This is a genomic window from Streptomyces sp. LS-MS-L19, from assembly GCF_058382285.1.
On record NZ_JBYCLL010000001.1, the window covers coordinates 702,106 to 719,618 of the forward strand.

16 protein-coding genes are annotated in these 17,513 nt (G+C 72.8%); 8 read left to right on the forward strand and 8 right to left on the reverse strand.

The features are described from left to right. Positions 1 to 813: an SDR family NAD(P)-dependent oxidoreductase gene (locus tag AC2XR2_RS03085; protein WP_491514170.1), complete on the forward strand. Its 813-nt coding sequence runs from the start codon at positions 1 to 3 to the stop codon at positions 811 to 813. A 15-nt stretch (positions 814 to 828) separates the two neighbouring features. On the opposite strand, the gene AC2XR2_RS03090 is transcribed toward AC2XR2_RS03085, so the two are convergent. The 5 genes from AC2XR2_RS03090 to AC2XR2_RS03110 form a co-directional block, all read right to left on the reverse strand. Next, positions 829 to 2,400, reverse strand: a complete 1,572-nt coding sequence (locus AC2XR2_RS03090; RefSeq protein ID WP_491514171.1) for a phytoene desaturase family protein — start codon at positions 2,398 to 2,400, stop codon at positions 829 to 831. Between the two features lie 56 nt (positions 2,401 to 2,456). Then, positions 2,457 to 4,697 carry a serine/threonine-protein kinase gene (locus AC2XR2_RS03095; RefSeq protein ID WP_491514172.1) on the reverse strand — a complete coding sequence of 747 codons (2,241 nt, stop codon included), beginning with the start codon at positions 4,695 to 4,697 and terminating at the stop codon, positions 2,457 to 2,459. A gap of 62 nt (positions 4,698 to 4,759) precedes the next feature. Next, complete coding sequence (locus tag AC2XR2_RS03100; RefSeq protein WP_449351379.1) at positions 4,760 to 5,626, reverse strand: oxygenase MpaB family protein; 867 nt, start codon at positions 5,624 to 5,626, stop codon at positions 4,760 to 4,762. A 9-nt stretch (positions 5,627 to 5,635) separates the two neighbouring features. After that, complete coding sequence (locus tag AC2XR2_RS03105) at positions 5,636 to 6,814, reverse strand: acyl-CoA dehydrogenase family protein (protein ID WP_491514173.1); 1,179 nt, start codon at positions 6,812 to 6,814, stop codon at positions 5,636 to 5,638. Positions 6,815 to 6,938: 124 nt separating this feature from the next. After that, positions 6,939 to 7,313, reverse strand: coding sequence for a four-helix bundle copper-binding protein (locus tag AC2XR2_RS03110; RefSeq protein ID WP_330268921.1), 375 nt, complete (start codon positions 7,311 to 7,313; stop codon positions 6,939 to 6,941). A gap of 108 nt (positions 7,314 to 7,421) precedes the next feature. Between AC2XR2_RS03110 and AC2XR2_RS03115 the strand changes: the two genes are divergently transcribed. After that, on the forward strand, positions 7,422 to 7,799 hold the full coding sequence (locus AC2XR2_RS03115; protein ID WP_330268920.1) for a DUF6479 family protein: 378 nt from the start codon (positions 7,422 to 7,424) through the stop codon (positions 7,797 to 7,799). A 160-nt stretch (positions 7,800 to 7,959) separates the two neighbouring features. On the opposite strand, the gene AC2XR2_RS03120 is transcribed toward AC2XR2_RS03115, so the two are convergent. Further along, positions 7,960 to 9,693 carry a glycoside hydrolase family 15 protein gene (locus tag AC2XR2_RS03120; RefSeq protein WP_491514174.1) on the reverse strand — a complete coding sequence of 578 codons (1,734 nt, stop codon included), beginning with the start codon at positions 9,691 to 9,693 and terminating at the stop codon, positions 7,960 to 7,962. Between the two features lie 196 nt (positions 9,694 to 9,889). Here AC2XR2_RS03120 and AC2XR2_RS03125 point away from each other — a divergent pair, with 196 nt between their 5' ends. Further along, positions 9,890 to 11,272 (forward strand): Tat pathway signal sequence domain protein, encoded by a 1,383-nt coding sequence (locus tag AC2XR2_RS03125; protein ID WP_491514175.1) that lies wholly within the window; start codon positions 9,890 to 9,892, stop codon positions 11,270 to 11,272. A gap of 25 nt (positions 11,273 to 11,297) precedes the next feature. Here AC2XR2_RS03125 and AC2XR2_RS03130 read toward each other — a convergent pair whose 3' ends face one another. Then, a complete protein-coding gene (locus tag AC2XR2_RS03130) occupies positions 11,298 to 12,314 on the reverse strand; it encodes a zinc-dependent alcohol dehydrogenase family protein (RefSeq protein WP_381296173.1) in 1,017 nt (338 codons plus the stop codon). Positions 12,315 to 12,468: 154 nt separating this feature from the next. Between AC2XR2_RS03130 and AC2XR2_RS03135 the strand changes: the two genes are divergently transcribed. Beyond that, positions 12,469 to 13,338 carry a helix-turn-helix domain-containing protein gene (locus AC2XR2_RS03135; protein WP_491514176.1) on the forward strand — a complete coding sequence of 290 codons (870 nt, stop codon included), beginning with the start codon at positions 12,469 to 12,471 and terminating at the stop codon, positions 13,336 to 13,338. A 54-nt stretch (positions 13,339 to 13,392) separates the two neighbouring features. On the opposite strand, the gene AC2XR2_RS03140 is transcribed toward AC2XR2_RS03135, so the two are convergent. Then, a complete protein-coding gene (locus AC2XR2_RS03140; protein WP_491518396.1) occupies positions 13,393 to 13,866 on the reverse strand; it encodes a MarR family winged helix-turn-helix transcriptional regulator in 474 nt (157 codons plus the stop codon). Between the two features lie 172 nt (positions 13,867 to 14,038). Here AC2XR2_RS03140 and AC2XR2_RS03145 point away from each other — a divergent pair, with 172 nt between their 5' ends. From AC2XR2_RS03145 to AC2XR2_RS03160, 4 genes are all read left to right on the forward strand, one after another. Next, entirely contained in the window at positions 14,039 to 15,013 is a 975-nt protein-coding gene (locus tag AC2XR2_RS03145; RefSeq protein ID WP_491514177.1) for an alpha/beta hydrolase, read from the forward strand. A gap of 428 nt (positions 15,014 to 15,441) precedes the next feature. Beyond that, positions 15,442 to 16,434, forward strand: a complete 993-nt coding sequence (gene dhaK / locus AC2XR2_RS03150) for a dihydroxyacetone kinase subunit DhaK (protein ID WP_381296167.1) — start codon at positions 15,442 to 15,444, stop codon at positions 16,432 to 16,434. A gap of 37 nt (positions 16,435 to 16,471) precedes the next feature. Then, positions 16,472 to 17,071, forward strand: a complete 600-nt coding sequence (dhaL, locus tag AC2XR2_RS03155) for a dihydroxyacetone kinase subunit DhaL (RefSeq protein WP_381296165.1) — start codon at positions 16,472 to 16,474, stop codon at positions 17,069 to 17,071. Beyond that, positions 17,064 to 17,474 carry a PTS sugar transporter subunit IIA domain-containing protein gene (locus AC2XR2_RS03160; protein ID WP_381296163.1) on the forward strand — a complete coding sequence of 137 codons (411 nt, stop codon included), beginning with the start codon at positions 17,064 to 17,066 and terminating at the stop codon, positions 17,472 to 17,474. Before dhaL ends, AC2XR2_RS03160 begins: the two co-directional genes overlap by 8 nt. Positions 17,475 to 17,513 lie beyond the last annotated feature (39 nt).

Here is a 17,513-nt window from a genome sequence, read left to right on the forward strand (position 1 = left end):
ATGAGCCGTGGTGCCGGGCGCAGGCTCGTCGGCATGAACAACACGACCACCACCACTGCCCTGCTCGCCGAGAAGGTCGCCTTCATCACCGGTGCCGGACGTGGCATCGGCGCGGCCGCCGCCCGGCTGTTCGCCCGGGAGGGCGCCCGCGTCCTGCTCGCGGCCCGCACCGAGACCGAACTCAAGGCGGTGACCGAGGAGATCCGTGCCGTCGGCGGCACGGCCGACCACGTCCGCTGCGACCTGGCCGACCCGGACAGCGTCCGCGCCGCCGTGGACCGGGCCGTCGAGCTGTACGGCCGGCTCGACGTCGCCTTCAACAACGGGGCGACCATCCAGCACCCCGGGCCGATGGACGAGCTGTCCGAAGCGGACTTCGACCGTGTCGTCGCGGTCAACCTCAAGGGCCCCTGGCTCGCCATGAACGCCGAGATCGCGGCGATCCGGGCCACCGCCGGGACGGGCGCGATCGTCAACAACTCCAGCGTGGGCAGCCTGATGGCCAACCCGTGGCTGCCCGCCTACGGCGCCGCCAAGCGGGCGGTGAACAGCCTCACCGCGTCGGCCGCGGCCACGTACGGCCCGGAGGGCATCCGGGTCAACGCCGTCGCCCCTGGCGGCACGATGACCAAGATGATCGACGACTGGGAGGCCGCGACGCCGGGCATCGTCGAGCGGCTCGTCGAGCAGACCCCGCTGGGCCGGGGCGCCGACCCGCACGAGATCGCCGAGGCCGCGGCGTGGCTGCTGAGCGACCGGGCCTCGTACGTCACGGGGGTGGTGCTCAGGGTCGACGGCGGCAGCCGGGCCTGACGGACCCGGGGAAGGTCAGTCCCCGAGCTCCGCAAGGACCGCCATCGCTGCGTTGTGCCCCGGCACGCCGCTCACCCCGCCCCCGCGCACCGCGCCCGCCCCGCACAGCAGCACGTTGGCGTGCCGGGTCTCCACGCCCCAGGGGCCGGTGTCCTCCTGGGCGTACGGCCAGCTCAGCGCGCGGTGGAAGATGTTGCCGCCGGGCAGCCTGAGGTCCCGCTCCAGGTCGAGCGGGGTCTTGGCCTCGATGCAGGGCCGGCCGTCCGAGTCTGTGGCCAGGCAGTCGGCGAGCGGCTCGGCGAGGTGGGCGTCGAGCTGGGCGAGGGTCGAGGCGAGGAGTTCCTCGCGTACGGCGTCGTTGTCCCGGTCGAAGAGCCGGGCCGGGGTGTGCAGACCGAACAGCGTCAGGGTCTGGTAGCCCTGCTCGACGAGGTCGGGGCCGAGGATCGTCGGGTCCGTGAGGGAGTGGCAGTAGATCTCGGAGGGCGGGGCGTCGGGCAGCCGGCCGGCGGCGGCCTGGTCGTGGGCGGTGGCCAGCTGCTGGTAGCCCTCGGCGATGTGGAAGGTGCCGGAGAACGCCTCGCGCGGGTCGACCTCGCTGTCCTTCAGCCGCGGGAGCCGCTTGAGGAGCATGTTGACCTTGAGCTGGGCGCCCTCCGCGGGGGTGGGCGGCTGGTCGCCGGTGAGGGCGGCGAGTTCCTGCGGGGAGGCGTTGACCAGGACGTGCCGGGCGCCGATCACGCCCTCGCCGTCGGCGGTGCGGTAGCTGACCTCCGCCGCGCGCCCGTCCGTGGCGATCCCCACGACCTCGTGCCCGGTGGCGAGGACCGCGCCGGCGTCGCGGGCTGCGGCGGCGAGGGCGTCGGTGAGGGCGCCCATGCCGCCGACGGGCACGTCCCAGGCGCCGGTCCCGCCGCCGATCACGTGGTAGAGGAAGCAGCGGTTCTGCTGGAGGGAGGGGTCGTGGGCGTCGGCGAAGGTGCCGATGAGCGCGTCGGTCAGCACGACGCCCCGGACCAGGTCGTCGGAGAAACGCTCCTCCACGGCCACGCCGATCGGCTCCTCGAACAGCACCCGCCACGCCTCCTCGTCGTCCACGCGCTGGCGCAGCTCGTCCCGGGTGGGCAGCGGTTCGGTGAGGGTGGGGAAGATCTTCTTCGCGACGCGGCCCGTCATGTCGTAGAACCGCTGCCACGCCCGGTACTCGCGGTCGCCGCCGGTGAGTTCGGCGAAGGCCTCGCGGGTGCGGCGCTCACCGCCGCCGACGAGGAGTCCGGTGGAGCGGCCGTCGCGTTCCACGGGGGTGTACGACGAGACGTTGCGCGTCCGGACCCGGAAGTCCAGGCCGAGGTCCCGGACGATCTTCCTGGGCAGCAGGCTGACCAGGTAGGAGTAGCGCGACAGACGGGCGTCCACACCGGCGAAGGGCCGCGTGGAGACGGCGGCGCCGCCGGTGTTCCCGAGCCGTTCGAGCACCAGCACGGAGCGGCCGGCCCGGGCCAGGTAGGCGGCGGCGACCAGGCCGTTGTGGCCCCCGCCGACGATGACGGCGTCGTAGCTCCGGTGGAGTCCCTCGTGTGCAGGCATGGTTCTTCGTAACACGTGATGATCTAGGTCGGCCAGAGGTGCGCGGCACCCGGCGGTCACCCCGCGCCCGTGGCGCGCTGCTGTCTCAGGGCCGCCACTCTGCGGTAGAGCTCGACCGCCTCCGCGCCCCGGCCGAGCTGTTCGAGGCAGTGGGCCTCGTCGTTGCGGCTGGCGAGGGTGTCGGGGTGGTCGGCGCCGAGGACGTGCTCGCGGGCGGCGGCCACTCTGCGGTACTCGGTGAGGGCGTCCGTCCAGCGGCCGAGCCAGCCCAGGCCCACGGCGACCTCGCGTCGGCTGACCAGGGTGTCGGGGTGGTCGGGGCCGAGGACGCGCTCGCGGATCGCGCACACGTCACGGGACTCGGCGAGCGCCTCCTCCCAGCGGCCGAGGCGGCCGAGGTTGACGCCGAGTCCGTGGCGGGCGCGCAGGGTCTCGGGGTGGGCGGGGCCGTGGATACGGGTGCGGTCCTCGATCAGGTCGCGGTAGAGCTGGAGGGCGTCCGCGCTGCGGCCGAGGCGGCCGAGGCTGATGCCGACCTCGTAGCGGGCGGCGAGGGTGTCGGGATGGTCGGGTCCGAGGGCCTGGGCCCGGGCCTCGGCGACCTCGTGGTAGGTCTGGAGGGCTTCACCCCAGCGGCCCAACTGGCCCAGCGCGTAGGCGACTTCGTAGCGGGTGACCAGGGTGTCGGGGTGGTGGGGGCCGAGCACCCGGGCGCGGGCGGCGGCCACCTCGCAGGCCATGCGGTAGGAGTCCTCCAGCCGGCCGAGCCTGCTGAGGTTGAAGGCGAGGTTGTGGCGGCAGCGCAGGGTGTCGGGGTGGTCGGGGCCCATCTGGTGTTCCCTGGCCGCGAGGACCGAGTTGTAGACCTGGTGGGCGTCGAAGTGCCGGCCCAATTGGCCGAGGACGTACGCCATTTCCTGGCGGGCGGCGAGGGTGTCGGGGTGGTCGGCGCCGAGGGTGCGGGTCCTGCTCGCGGCCACGTGCTTGTACTCGCGCAGGGCGTCGGCGGCGCGGCCGGTGCGGCTGAGGGTGAACGCGACCTCGTAGCGGCTGGCCAGGGTGTCGGGGTGGTCGGGGCCGAGCAGGTGCTCGCGTTCGGCGGCGACCGCGCGGTGCACCTCGCCGGCCTCCGCCCAGCGGCCGAGGCGGCCCAGGCTGAGTCCCGCGTTGTGCCGTCCGGCGAGCGCGGTGATCGCCTGCGGGGACGGCACGGGCGGCTCCTCCGGTACGGGGTGCTCGGTGCGGCCCGTGGCGGGACGGGCGATCCACTCGCCGGTCAGGCCCGCTCCGGCGTCCGGGGGCGTGAGGGCGAGGCCCGCCCCGGTGGCCTTGTGGCCGGTGGTCATGCCGCGGGTCCAGGAGGGCAGCCGGGTCTCGCGGGGGTGCTCCGGTTCGGGTGGACGGAAGTCGGGCTGCGGGGTCACCACGGTCGGCACGTACGCCGGTGTCGTACGGCCCAGAGTGATCCGGCGCCCCAACTCGCGCGCGTCGTGCGGACGTTGCTCGGGGCGTTTGGCCAGCAGGTCCAGGATGACCTTGTCGAGGTACTCGGGGAGTTCGGCGCGGTGGCTGCGCGGCGGCCGGGGCGGGGTGTCGCGGTGGCCGACGAGGATCGCCCAGGCGTCCCCCAGGTCGAACGGCGGCACCCCGGTGGCGATCTCGTACAGCACGCACCCCAGGGAGTACAGGTCGCTGCGCTGGTCGACCTCCGAACCCCCTATCTGCTCGGGCGACATGTAGTGCGGGGTCCCCATCGCGATGCCGGTGCCGGTGAGCCGGGAGGTGAAGCCGATGTCGTGGCCGAGGCGGGCGATCCCGAAGTCGCAGATCTTCACGGTGCCGTCGGTGAGCCGGACGATGTTCGCGGGCTTGAGGTCCCGGTGCACGATGCCCTGGCGGTGGGTGTAGGCGAGTGCGGCGGCGACCTGGTCGGCGATCTCGACGACGTCGGCGACGGGCAGCGGGTGCTGTTTGTTGTCCTCCAGGAGCTGACTGAGATTGCGGCCCTCCAGGAGCTCCATCACCAGGTAGAGCACCCCGTCGGACTCGCCGAAGTCATGGACGACGGTCACCCCGCGGTGGCTGAGCGCCGCGGCCACGCGTGCCTCGCGGCGGAACCGCTCCCTCAGGACCCGGGTGAAGGTCTGGTCGTGCTGACCGCCCAGCGGCTTGAGGCACTTCACGGCGACGTGCCGGCCCAGCGACTCGTCGCGGGCCCGCCACACCTCGCCCATGCCGCCGCGCCCGATCAGATCGAGCAGTCGGTACCGCCCCTGGATGAGCCTGCTGTCCCCCATCTCCTGCGACCGCCCCCGTCGAAACTCGCCCCGCCCTCCCCTGGCCCGTCCAGTATGGCGACCTATCGTCCGACTTTGTACGGGGCGGGCCGGGAGCCGGGACCGAGCCGGGCCATGGCGCGCAGGATGTGCTTGGGCGGGAGTTGCCAGCGCAGACGTGCGGGAACGCAGCGCAGCAGGGTGCCGGTGGCACGCAACTGACGGGTGACGGTGGTGGGTTCGGGGGCTTTCCGGCCGTACAGCTCGTGGGCGTACGGCGGCAGGGCGGCGTACGCCAGCTGCGCCACGCGCCGCCACAGCACCTCGCGCGCCGGGACGAGGAGGGGGTGCGTCGGCGGGCGGAGCAGGAAGTCGTCCACTTCGCGGGCCTCGGGCGTACCCGCGAGTTCGGGTTGCACCTTCTCGAAGTAGGCGGCCATCTCGGCCTGGTTCGCGGGGACCACGTCGGGGTCCAGGCCGACCAGGCGGGCGCTGACCCGGTGTTCCGCTATGTAGCGGTCGGCCTGCTCCTCGGTGAGGCGGAAGCCGGAGCGCCGGGCGACCTGGAGGTAGGAGTCGATCTCGGCGCAGTGCACCCACAGCAGGAGTGCGGGTTCGTCGACGCCGTAGCGCTCACCGGTGTCGGGGTCGGTCGCTCCCAGCATGGTGTGGATCTTCCGGACGCGGGCGCCGGCCTTCTCGGCGGCCTCGGTGGTGCCGTAGGTCGTGGTGCCGACGAAGTTGGCGGTGCGCATCAGCCGGCCCCAGGCGTCGCGCCGGAAGTCGGAGTTCTGCATGACGCCGCGCACCGCGCGCGGGTGCAGGGCCTGGAGGTAGAGCGCGCGGACGCCGGCGACCCACATCATCGGGTCGCCGTGCAGCTGCCAGGTCACCGAGTGCGGTGTGAAGAGCCCGGGATCGGCTGCCTCGAAGTCCGCTGTGTCCGCCATACGCGCAGGCTAACGCCGTACCCGCGGCATACCCAGACCGATCCACGAGATGATCTCGCGCTGGATCTCGTTGTTGCCGCCGCCGAAGGTGAAGATGACGGCCGAGCGGTAGCCGCGCTCCAGTTCGCCGTGCAGGACGTCGCCCACCGAGCCCTCCTTGAGCGCGCCGGCCGCCGCGACGATCTCCATGAGCCACGCGTAGGCGTCCCGGCGGGCCTCGGAGCCGTAGACCTTGACGGCGGAGGCGTCCTGGGGGGTGAGGGTGCCGTCCTGGACGGCGTTCACCATCCGCCAGTTGAGGAGCTTGAGCGCGTCGAGCCGGGTGTGGGTCTGGGCGAGGCGGCGGCGCACCCACGGCAGGTCGATCACCCGGCGGCCGTCGGCGAGCTTGGTCTCCATGGCCCAGCGCTGGACGTTCTGGAGGGCGCGGATGGCCATGGTGCCGTGGGCGGCGAGGGTGACCCGCTCGTGGTTGAGCTGGTTGGTGATCAACCGCCAGCCCTGGTTCTCCTCACCGACCCGGTGGGAGACGGGGACCCGGACGTTCTCGTAGTAGCTGGCCGTGGTGTCGTGCGAGGCGAGGGTGTTGATGACGGTGCAGGAGTAGCCGGGGTCGGTGGTCGGCATCAGAAGCATGGTGATGCCCTTGTGCGGCGGGGCGTCCGGGTCGGTGCGCACGGCGAGCCACACCCAGTCGGCGGTGTCGCCGTTGGTGGTCCAGATCTTGTGCCCGTTGACGACGTACTCGTCCCCGTCGCGCACCGCGCGGGTCTTCAGGGAGGCGAGGTCGGTGCCCGCGTCGGGCTCGCTGTAGCCGATGGCGAAGTCGATCTCGCCGGAGAGGATGCGGGGCAGGAACCAGGACTTCTGCTCCTCGGTGCCGTACTGCATGATCGTCGGCCCGACGGTGTTGAGCGCCATCAGCGGCAGCGGTACGCCGGCCTGGGCGGCCTCGTCGAAGAAGATGAACTGTTCCATCGCGGTCAGGCCGCGGCCGCCGTACTCCTTGGGCCAGCCCACCCCAAGCCAGCTGTCGGTGCCGAGACGGCGGATGGTCTCGCGGTAGAAGCGCTTCTGGGCGTCCCGGTCGGTGAAGCGGGCATGTGCGTTGTCCGGGACCAGTTCCGCGAAGTAGGTGCGCAGTTCGGTGCGCAGCCGCTGCTGCTCGGGCGTGTGGTCGAGATGCACGGCGCCTCCAGGCTCCCCGGGACCGGTCCTGACGGCGCACACGGTAGAACGTGTTCCAGTAATTGGGAACGGTCAGGGGAGGGTCCGTCCGGCGCGGGAGCGCTCTCTCAGAGGGTTCGCCGTCTCAGAGGAGGGTCGCCATGAAGTCCGTGCACGCCTGGGCGCACTCGCGGCACGCCTTGGCCGCGTCCTCGGCGCCGGCATGCCGGTCCATGACCTGCGCGCACTCCAGGCACACCGAGCGGCACCACTCCAGCTGGACACGGATGCCGGCCTCGTCGAGGTGGTTCTCCTCGGAGAGCACACGGCAGGTCGCGTCGCACACCTCGGCGCACATGATGCCCTTGCGGCGCAGTAGTTCCTGCTCCTCGGTCCCGTCCGGATCGACCAGGCTCGCACGCAGCGCGCAGGCGCGCGCGCACTCGGTGCACGCCTGGGCACACGCGAAGCGGTCCTCCAGGAACCGGAAGAGCTCCTGCTGGGAAGTCGAAGTCGTCACAGGGGTCGGGTAGCCGGGGCCCGGGTCGCCAAACCCCCGGGTTCGGGGTGTTTCCGCCGTTCGGGGGGCCGGTCGGTTCGCCGGGGACGCCCGGGGTACTCGCGTGGCATGAACCAAGCCCTGAACACCGAATGGATGGACATGGCGGCGGGCCGGGGCGGCCTCGCGGCCGGAGTGATCGCCGCGGGTGTGGTGGTCGTGGCGGTGCTGATCGGCGCCTTCTGGCTGGGCTCCCGGGTCAGGCGCCGCGAGTCGCCTCCGCCGACTCCCGACGAGCAGCCGAGGCTGCCCGAGAGCGGACCGGTCCGTGAGGTCAGGGAGCACCGGGAGGCCGACGAGGTGCCGCGGAGCGACACCCGCCTGACGCCGCACGAACTGCCGAACCACGGCAACAGTCCGACCCGGACGGGCTCCTCCGGAGACCGCCCGCGCTGGGACGAGGGCAGCAGCGGATCCTTCGGCAGCGGGGGGCCCGGCGGCGGCTGACGCCGGACCGGGTGCGGGGAGCCCCGCACCGCCGGGTCCGCCTGTCGCGGCATCCCTGGAGGCGGTCGCGGCATCCCTGGGGCTTGTCGCCGCATCCCTGGAGGCTGTCGCAGCATCCCTGGAGGAGGGATCCTCCGCACCGCTGGAGGCGGTCGCCCGCTCACTCACCGAGCCGGGCGGCCGCCTCCAGCAGCAGTGCGTGCACGAAGGCCTGCGGGAGGTTGCCGCGCAGCCGGCGCTGGGCGATGTCGAACTCCTCCGCGTACAGGCCCGACGCCCCGCAGGCCCCGCGGTTGCGTTCGAACCAGCGGTACGCCTCGACGCTGCGTCCCTGCTGGTGCTCCGCGAGCGCCATCACGAACCCGCACAGCAGGAAGGCTCCCTCGGCCTCCTCCAGGGGCCGGTCGTCGTGGCGGAAGCGGTAGAGGAAGTGGTCGTCGGCCAGGTCACGGCGGCACGCGGCGAGGGTGGCCCGGGTGCGCGGGTCGGCGGCGGGCAGGGCACCGCGTACGCCGGGCAGCAGCAGGGCCGCGTCCACGGCCGGGTCGTCGGGGGTGCGCTGCCAGTGGCCGTCGGGGTGGCGGCAGGTCCGCACGGCCGCGTCGAGGAGGGTGTCCGCCAGGGTGGTGCAGTTCTCGGCGAGCGGGTGGCGGGGCGCCGCCCCGGCGACGGCACGCAGGCCCGCGACACAGATGAGCCTGCTGTGGGTCCAGTGCCGGTCGTCCAACTCCCAGATTCCCGCGTCCGGTTGACGCCAGCGGTCGGCGACGGCCCGGACGGCGGTCTCCGCGGCCTTCCAGTGGTCCTCGTCCAGGCGACCGTGGCGTTCGGCGGCCGCGAGCAGCAGGAGGGCCTCACCGAAGCAGTCGAGCTGGAACTGGTCCCCCACCTGGTTGCCGACGCGGTCGAAGCCGCCCGGATAGCCGGGCAGGTCGAGGTCGCGCTGGGCGGGGACGGGGTCGCCGTGCACGGTGTAGGCGGGCACCAGGCGGGGGCCGTCCGCGTGCAGGCGTGCGGTGACGAAGTCGACGGCGGAGTCGAGGAGGACGTGGTCGCCGGCGGCGGCAGCGGCCTGTCCGGCGTAGCTCTGGTCGCGGATCCACACGTACCGGTAGTCGTAGTTGCGGCCCTCCTCCGCGCGCTCGGGCAGGCTGGTCGTCGCCGCCGCGACCATGCCGCCGCCCCGCGTGGTGAGACCGCGCAGGACGGCGTACGCCCGGCGCGCGTCACGGGGTGCGGCGGTGCCGTCGAGCGCGGGGACCGCCTCGCGCCAGGCGGCCTCGGTGGCCGCCCAGGTCCGCCGAGGTTCCGTTAGGTCGGCCGGCAGCGGGGAGGTGGCGCACTCCAGGACCAGGTCGTGCCGCTCGCCGGGCCTCAGGTCGATGTCGAGGGTCAGCCCGTGCTCGCCGGGGACCGCTTCCGGGGCGCCCTGCCAGCGCAGACGGTGCCGGCCGGTGCGCAGCTCCCATACGCCGTCGTCACCGCGGCGGACGGAGTCGAGCTCCGCGGCGCCGTAGTCACCGTGCGGGTCGAGGAGCACGGTGAGGCGAGCGGGGCCGTCGACCGCGCGCAGCTGCCGCAGCAGGACGAGCCGGTCCGGGTCGCCGGGGAAGGCCAGTGCCTCGCGGCACTCGACGATTCCCCGGTCGGTGACCCAGCGGCTGCGCCAGATCAGGGTGCCGTCCTCGTAGTAGCCGCCGAAGACGTACCGCCCCCGCGGAGTGATGGCGTACGCACCCCGCCCGCCGACCAGCGCGGCGCAGAGCGCATCGTCGTGCCAGGCAGGAGCGCACAACCACCCGATGACACCGTCGGGCCCGATGAGCGCCCCACGCTCACCGTCCGCCAGCAGCGCGTAGTCGTGCAGCGCGTGGGGTGGAGGGAGGGTGGTCATGGCGCACGGGTACCCCGGGGGTCGGGAGATCAACGGGAGGGCCGGGGCGGAACCGCGGGGGTGAGGGGACCGCGGAGAGATGGTCAACTGCTATTCCGCTCCAGGACGTTGACCCGCCCCTCGGGCCCCAGCAGAATGAGCCCGCACCGCTTGAGAGCGCTCTCAGAGCCCCTGGCCCGCATCTCCGAGGAGTCCCATGACCGGCAGTCCCCGCCATCCCCTCAGCCGCCGTACGCTCATCGGGACCGGCCTCGGAGCCGTGGCGCTCACCGCGGTCGGCACCGGCACGGCCCGGGCGGCACAGGGCGCGTCCGGCGCGTCCGCGGTCTCCGCACCGGGCCGCGCGCGGGCCTTCCTCGCCGCCGCCATGGACGCCTACCCGGACCACGGCACGATCCGGCTCACCCAGAGCTACACGGACCAGGCGGGGCTGTTCAGCACCGCGTTCACCTACGACAACGCCCTCGCGATCCTGGCCCACCTCGCCTCCCCCGCGGGCCGTTCCCGTGCCGTGGCCCTCGGTGACGCACTGCTGTACGCCCAGGCCCATGACCCGGGGTACGACGACGGCCGACTGCGGCAGGCCTACAACGTCGGGCCGTACACCTTCTACGACGGCTCCCCGCAGCCGGACGGGTTCGTCCGGGCGGACGGTACGGCCAACGTCGGTACGCAGTTCGGCTTCACCGGTACGGCCGTGGGCGACATGGCGTGGGCCGGTATCGCGCTCGGCGCGCTCGCCGCGCGGACCGGTGAGCGGCGCTTCCTCACCGGCGCGGTGCGGATCGGCGAGTGGATCGAGCGGGTCGGGCGGACCGACGAGCCGCTCGGCGGGTACAAGTTCGGCGTCAACGGGGCCGACGAGATACTGCCGTTCACCTCGACCGAGCACAACACCGACCTGGTCGCGCTGTTCGGACGGCTGGCCCGGCTCACCGGGGACCGGGTGTGGCGGGAGCGCCGCGCGCGGGCCCGGGCCTTCGTCGAGAAGATGTGGGAGCCGGCGGGCGGCTTCTTCTACACCGGCACCAACGACGGCGTGACGATCAACAGGTCCCCGGTCCCGGAGGACACCCAGACCTGGACCCACCTCGCCCTCTCCTCCCCGGCCCACGCCCGCTCCCTCGACTGGGCCGCGTCCGAGCTGGCCGTCCTGGACACCGCGGACCGGCCCAACAGCACGGTCCCGGCCGGCCAGTCCTACGTGGGCGTCACCTTCAGCTCCGCGAGCCTGCTGGCGAACGAGGCCGCCCCGATCGCCGAGGGGCAGCCCAGGCCGGACCGCAACGGGGTCTGGTTCGAGGGCACCGCCCATCTCGCCCTCGCGCTGCGCGACCGGGGCGCGGGCGGCGACGAGAAGCGCGCCCGCCGTCTCCTCAGCTCGATCGAACGCGCGCAGGATCTCCTCGGCGCAGAGCAGACCGTCGGTGGCACACCGCTCCCCGCCCGCTCCGGAGTGGTCTCGGCGAGCAGCCCCCTCGACACGGGCTTCGGGTTCGGCTACTACCCCTACCGGCACACGGGTGCCACCGCGTGGTACCTCCTGGCCGTGTCCCGGGCCAATCCCCTGCGGGCGTGAGCCCGGGGCGCACGCCCGGGACGGTTCAGGGGGTGAGGAGGGTCTTGACGGCGCGGCGTTCGTCCATGGCCTTGTAGCCCTCGGCGACCTGGTCGAGCGGGAGGGTGAGGTCGAAGACCTTGCCGGGGTCGATACGGCCGGACAGGACCCGCTCGATGAGGTCGGGCAGGAAGCGGCGCACGGGGGCGGGGCCGCCGCGCAGGCCGACGTGGGAGAAGAACAGCTCCTGGCCGTCCACGGCGACCTCGTGCGGGACGCCGACGAAGCCGACGTTGCCGCCGGGCCGGGTGGAGTGCAGGGCCTGGCTCATCGACTCGGCGGTGCCCACGCACTCCAGCACGCTGTCGGCGCCGATGCCACCGGTGAGGTCCTTGACGCGGGCGACGCCCTCCTCGCCGCGCTCGGTGACGATGTCGGTGGCGCCGAACTCCAGGGCCAGCTTCTGCCGGGACTCGTGCCGGCTCATGGCGATGATCCGCTCGGCCCCGAGTTCCTTCGCGGCGATGACCCCGCACAGCCCGACCGCCCCGTCGCCGACCACGACAGCGGTGGAGCCGGGCTCGACCCCGGCGGCCACGGCGGCGTACCAGCCGGTGCCCATCACGTCGGAGACGGCCAGCAGGCTGGGCACGAACTCGGCTCCGGGCTGATCCTCGGTGGCGACCAGCGTGCCGTGGGCGTTGGGGATGCGCACGTACTCGGCCTGGCAGGTGCTCATGAACTCCCGGTTCAGACAGGAGGACTGCCAGCCGTTGCGGCAGTTGGCGCAGGTGTTGTCGGAGGTGGCGAAGGAGCCGACCACGAACTGGCCCGGCCTGACGTTGTCCACCGCGCTGCCGACCTCCTCGACGACGCCGACGTACTCGTGCCCCATGGGGTGCGGGTCGCCGATGGGTTCCGCGCCGCGGTAGGCCCACAGGTCCGAGCCGCACACACAGGTGGCGACGGTACGGATGACCGCGTCCGTCGGCTTCAGGATCCTCGGGTCGTCGAGCTGCTCGAAACGGACGTCTCCGGGAGCGTGGATGACTGCGCCTCGCATGACGGTGCTTCCTTCGGTTCGCGGTCGGTTCGTCATCGAGCCTCACACGCGAGGGCGCGCGCGAACAGCGGAGGAACGCATCCCTGGGAGGCGCTGATCCTGGGAGAGAAATCTCCCCCCTTGACGCGATGCGATCGGTGCCATCCTGGGAGGCATGACCAGCAACGTTCCCCTCAATGAGCTGGGAGAATTCCTCAAGAAGCGGCGCTCGGAGCTGAGCCCGCGCACCGTCGGACTGCCCGAGCAGGGCGGCCCCCGCCGGGTCGCCGGGCTGCGCCGTGAGGAGGTCGCCCGGCTCGCCTCGATCAGCACCGACTACTACACCCGGCTGGAGCAGGGCCGGATGCAGGCCTCGGCTCCCGTACTGGACGCCCTCGCCCGGGTGCTCCATCTGGACGACGACCAGCGGTCGTACCTCTTCCAGCTGGCCGGCAAGCCCGTGGGCCGCCCCCGCAACCGGGGCCGGCAGAAGGTGCAGCCGCAGTTGCAGCGGGTCCTGGACGACCTGACGGCCACGCCGGCCCTGGTCCAGGGGCGGCGCGGGGACGTCCTGGCCTGGAACTCGCCGGCGGCGGCGCTGGTCACCGACTTCTCCCGCCTCCCGGAGAAGCACCGCAACTATCCCCGGATCCAGTTCACCGACCGGGCGATGCGGACTCTGTACGCCGACTGGGAGACGTCGGCGCAGATCTGCGTGGCGCAGCTGCGGATGGAGGCGGCGAAGTATCCCGAGGACCCGCGGCTGATCGAGCTGGCGGGTGAACTGTCGCTGCGCGACCAGCAGTTCGCCCAGTGGTGGGGTGAACACCGGGTCGCGGGCCGCACGGTGGGCACCAAGACCCTGAACCATCCGGTGGTGGGGGAACTCGTCCTGGACTGGGACACCCTGACGGCGAACACGGATCCCGACCAGCACCTGACCGTGTGGACGGCGGCTCCGGGCTCCCCGACCCACGACCGCCTGCGCATCCTCGCCTCCTGGGCCGCCGAGCAGAACATGGCGGCCTCCTCACCGGTCGGCTGACCGGGAGCAGGCGGGGGCGGACGGAGGCGGGGGCGGACGGGAGCGGTCGGCCGGTTAGGCCCCGCCCCGGCCCGACTCGGAGACGTTCGTGGCCAGGAGGCGCAGCAGGCCGCGGGCCTGGTCGAACTGCGTCGGGGTCAGGCCCATGGCGTCGCCGATGGCCTTCGGGATCGTCCGAGCACGCTCACGGAGCCGGGCACCCTGGTCGGTGAGGGTGACGAGGACCGTGCGCTCGTCGTCCGGGCGCCGCTCCCGGCGGACCAGACCGGCCGACTCCAGACGCTTGATCAGCGGGGTGAGGGTGCCGTAGTCGAGCTGGAGGGCGGCTCCGATGTCCTTGATGGGGACCGTGTCGTGCTCCCACAGCACCAGGAGCACCAGGTACTGGGGGTAGGTCAGCCCGAACTCCTCCAGGAGCGGCCGGTAGCGGTTGGTCACCGCACGGGAGGCCGCGTACAGGGCGAAGCACAGCTGATCGTCCAGGAGCAGGGAGAAGTCCTGCTCGGTGCCGGTCTCGGCACTGCCCATGGCGGCCTCCTCCTCAGGGTGTCCCACGCGATCAGTATCCGAGCCACCCTAAACCACCGATGACAAAATTTCCACGTGCCAGATTTACTTGTGCACGAGGTAATCGCGCCATAGGCTTCCGGTCGTGGGCAGGGCACCCCGCCCGCTCCGCGACACGGACAAGGAGTCCGCCATGAGCGACTACACCCCGACCGCCCCGGTCCTGGAGCCCGCCGCGGCCGAGTTCGCCGCCGCCACCGCCAACCCGCCGTACCTGTTCGACCTCGGGCCCGCGGAGGGCCGCAAGGCCGTCGACGAGGTCCAGTCCGGCGACATCGCCAAGCCGCAGGTGGACGAGGAGTGGATCACGGTCACGGGCGGCCCGACCGGCTCGGTCCGCGCCAGGATCGTCAAGCCCGCCGGAGCCGGCGGCACCCTCCCGGTGATCCTCTACATCCACGGCGCCGGCTGGGTCTTCGGCAACGCCCACACCCACGACCGCCTGGTCCGCGAACTGGCGGTCGGCGCCGGGGCGGCCGTCGTCTTCCCCGAGTACGACCTCTCCCCCGAGGCCCGCTACCCCGTCGCCATCGAGCAGAACTACGCCGTCGCCCAGTGGATCGTCCGCGACGGCGCCGGCAAGGGGCTGGACGCCACCCGCATCGCCGTGGCCGGCGACAGCGTGGGGGGCAACATGAGCGCCGCCCTCACGCTCATGGCCAAGGAGCGGGGCGATGTGAGCCTCCTGCAGCAGGTGCTGTTCTACCCCGTCACCGACGCGGCGTTCGACACCCCGTCGTACCGCCAGTTCGCCGAGGGCTACTTCCTGCGGCTCGACGCCATGCAGTGGTTCTGGGACCAGTACACGACCGACCCCGCCCGGCGGGCGGAGATCACCGCCTCCCCGCTGCGCGCCACGACCGAGCAGCTCACGGGCCTGCCCCCGGCCCTCGTCATCACCGCCGAGGCCGACGTCCTGCGCGACGAGGGCGAGGCGTACGCCAACAAGCTCCGCCAGGCCGGCGTCCCCGTCACGGCCACCCGCTACCAGGGCATCATCCACGACTTCGTCATGCTCGACGCCCTGCGCGGCACGCAGGCCGCCGAGGCCGCGATCACCCAGGCGGTGACGGTCCTCCGCACCGCCTTCGCCGAGAGCCGGGCTTGAACCGACGACGTGGCTCCGCCGGCTGTCGGGGCCGGCGGGAGCCCGGACGATGTAAACGGGCGGCGGGGTCATGGTGCCTCAACCCCCTGACAGGGAAGCCGAGTTCACCCACGCGGGACCGGGCCTTCTAAAGGGCTCGGCGACCTCGCCCTGCCCGACGCGGGGCCCCGCACCCCCGAGGGGCGGCGAGCACCTCCCGGCACAGTCGCCGCTGCGCACCGCAACCGTCCCGCCGCCGCCGTGCGATCACGCCCCGCCGCACCCCGTCCGACCACGCCCAGGAGCGGTCGCGCACGTGACCTTCGGTGCCTCAAGGTCGATACTGCCGACAGCAGCGCCCGACGACCGAACACAGAACTGACAGTGGCCCACAGGACAGCGACGACCCAGGCCGGACGCCCGTCCCACAGGCTCATCAGGAGGCACTCATGAAGATGATCATCAACGTCCCGGAAACCGTCGTCGCGGACGCCCTGCGTGGCATGGCGGCGGCCCATCCGGAGCTGACCGTGGACGTCGAGAACCGCGTGATCGTACGGCGGGACGCACCCGTGGCCGGAAAGGTCGCCCTGATCTCCGGTGGCGGGTCCGGGCACGAGCCCCTGCACGGCGGTTTCGTGGGACCCGGCATGCTCTCCGCGGCCTGCCCGGGCGAGGTGTTCACCTCGCCGGTGCCGGACCAGATGGTGCGGGCGGCGGCCGCCGTGGACAGCGGGGCCGGGGTGCTGTTCATCGTGAAGAACTACACGGGTGACGTGCTCAACTTCGACATGGCGGCCGAACTCGCCGAGGACGAGGGCATCCAGGTCGCCAAGGTCCTCGTGAACGACGATGTCGCCGTCACCGACAGCCTCTACACGGCCGGCCGGCGCGGCACCGGCGCCACCCTGTTCGTGGAGAAGATCGCGGGCGCCGCGGCGGACGAAGGACAGCCGCTGGAGCGGGTGGAGGCGATCGCCCGGCAGGTCAACGAGAACTCCCGGAGTTTCGGCGTCGCCCTCAGCGCCTGCACCACGCCCGCCAAGGGCAGCCCGACCTTCGATCTGCCCGCCGGCGAGCTGGAGTTGGGGGTCGGCATCCACGGTGAGCCCGGCCGGGAGCGGCGCCCGATGATGACCTCCCGGGAGATCGCCGACTTCTCGGTGCAGGCGATCCTGGACGACATGAGCCCGCGCAATCCCGTGCTCGTCCTGGTCAACGGCATGGGTGCCACCCCGCTGTTGGAGCTGTACGGCTTCAACGCCGAGGTGCAGCGGGTGCTCGCCGACCGCGGGGTAGCCGTCGCCCGCACCCTGGTCGGCAACTACGTGACCTCGCTCGACATGGCGGGCGCCTCCGTCACCCTGTGCCAGGTGGACGAGGACCTGCTGCGGCTGTGGGACGCGCCGGTGCGGACACCGGGGCTGCGCTGGGGAGTGTGAGCAGGCGACCAACGTACCGACCACGCAAGGAGATCCAGTGCTCGACGCCGACTTCTTCCGCCGTTGGATGACGGCGACCGCCGCGTCCGTCGACCGTGAGGCGGAGCGGCTCACCGACCTCGACTCCCCCATCGGGGACGCCGACCACGGCAGCAACCTCCAGCGCGGGTTCACCGCGGTGACCGCGACCCTGGAGAAGGAGGCCCCGGGCACCCCGGGCGGGGTCCTCACCCTCGCCGGGCGCCAACTCATCTCGACGGTCGGGGGCGCTTCGGGGCCCCTGTACGGGACGCTGCTGCGGCGGACCGGCAAGGCGCTCGGGGACGCCGCCGAGGTCAGCGCGGAACAGCTCACCGAGGCGCTGCGGGCGGGCGTGGAGGCGGTCATGACGCTGGGCGGGGCCGCGACGGGCGACAAGACCATGATCGACACGCTGGTGCCCGCCGTCGACGCGCTCGGCACCGGCTTCGCCGCGGCGCGCACCGCCGCCGAGCAAGGGGCCCTGGCCACCACGCCGTTGCAGGCGCGCAAGGGCCGGGCGAGTTATCTCGGCGAACGCAGCATCGGGCACCAGGACCCGGGCGCCACCTCGGCCGCCCTCCTGATCGCGGCTCTCGCGGAGGCGGCCGGTGAGTGACGTGGCGTCGGTCGGGATCGTGCTGGTGTCGCACAGTGCCGAAGTCGCGGCTGCCGTCGCGGAGTTGGCGAAGGGACTGGCGGGCGGCGGCACCGAGGTGCCGGTCGCCGCGGCGGGCGGTACCGAGGGCGGCGGGCTCGGTACGAGCGCGGAGCTGATCGCCGCCGCGGCCGCGGCCGTGGACCGGGGCGCCGGGGTCGCCGTGCTGACCGACCTCGGCAGCGCGGTGCTCACCGTCAAGGCACTCCTGGCGGAGGGCGACGAACTCCCGGACGGCACCCGCCTGGTGGACGCCCCCTTCGTCGAGGGAGCCGTGGCCGCGGTGGTCACGGCGGCCACCGGGGCCGACCTCGCGGCGGTGGAGGCGGCCGCGGCGGAGGCGTACAGCTACCGGAAGGTCTGACGAACAACCATCCAAAGGACGGGTCCCGGCAGCCGCCGG

Bases quoted from the DNA above. Each gene is read 5' to 3' on its own strand.
- AC2XR2_RS03115 (WP_330268920.1), top strand. From the start codon at position 7,422: ATGAACCAAGCCCTGAACACCGAATGGATGGACATGGCGGCGGGCCGG.
- AC2XR2_RS03135 (WP_491514176.1), top strand. From the start codon at position 12,469: ATGACCAGCAACGTTCCCCTCAATGAGCTGGGAGAATTCCTCAAGAAG.
- AC2XR2_RS03125 (WP_491514175.1), top strand. From the start codon at position 9,890: ATGACCGGCAGTCCCCGCCATCCCCTCAGCCGCCGTACGCTCATCGGG.
- AC2XR2_RS03095 (WP_491514172.1), bottom strand. From the start codon at position 4,697: ATGGGGGACAGCAGGCTCATCCAGGGGCGGTACCGACTGCTCGATCTG.
- AC2XR2_RS03130 (WP_381296173.1), bottom strand. From the start codon at position 12,314: ATGCGAGGCGCAGTCATCCACGCTCCCGGAGACGTCCGTTTCGAGCAG.
- AC2XR2_RS03145 (WP_491514177.1), top strand. From the start codon at position 14,039: ATGAGCGACTACACCCCGACCGCCCCGGTCCTGGAGCCCGCCGCGGCC.
- AC2XR2_RS03085 (WP_491514170.1), top strand. From the start codon at position 1: ATGAGCCGTGGTGCCGGGCGCAGGCTCGTCGGCATGAACAACACGACC.
- dhaK (WP_381296167.1), top strand. From the start codon at position 15,442: ATGAAGATGATCATCAACGTCCCGGAAACCGTCGTCGCGGACGCCCTG.
- AC2XR2_RS03120 (WP_491514174.1), bottom strand. From the start codon at position 9,693: ATGACCACCCTCCCTCCACCCCACGCGCTGCACGACTACGCGCTGCTG.
- AC2XR2_RS03140 (WP_491518396.1), bottom strand. From the start codon at position 13,866: ATGGGCAGTGCCGAGACCGGCACCGAGCAGGACTTCTCCCTGCTCCTG.
- AC2XR2_RS03100 (WP_449351379.1), bottom strand. From the start codon at position 5,626: ATGGCGGACACAGCGGACTTCGAGGCAGCCGATCCCGGGCTCTTCACA.
- AC2XR2_RS03090 (WP_491514171.1), bottom strand. From the start codon at position 2,400: ATGCCTGCACACGAGGGACTCCACCGGAGCTACGACGCCGTCATCGTC.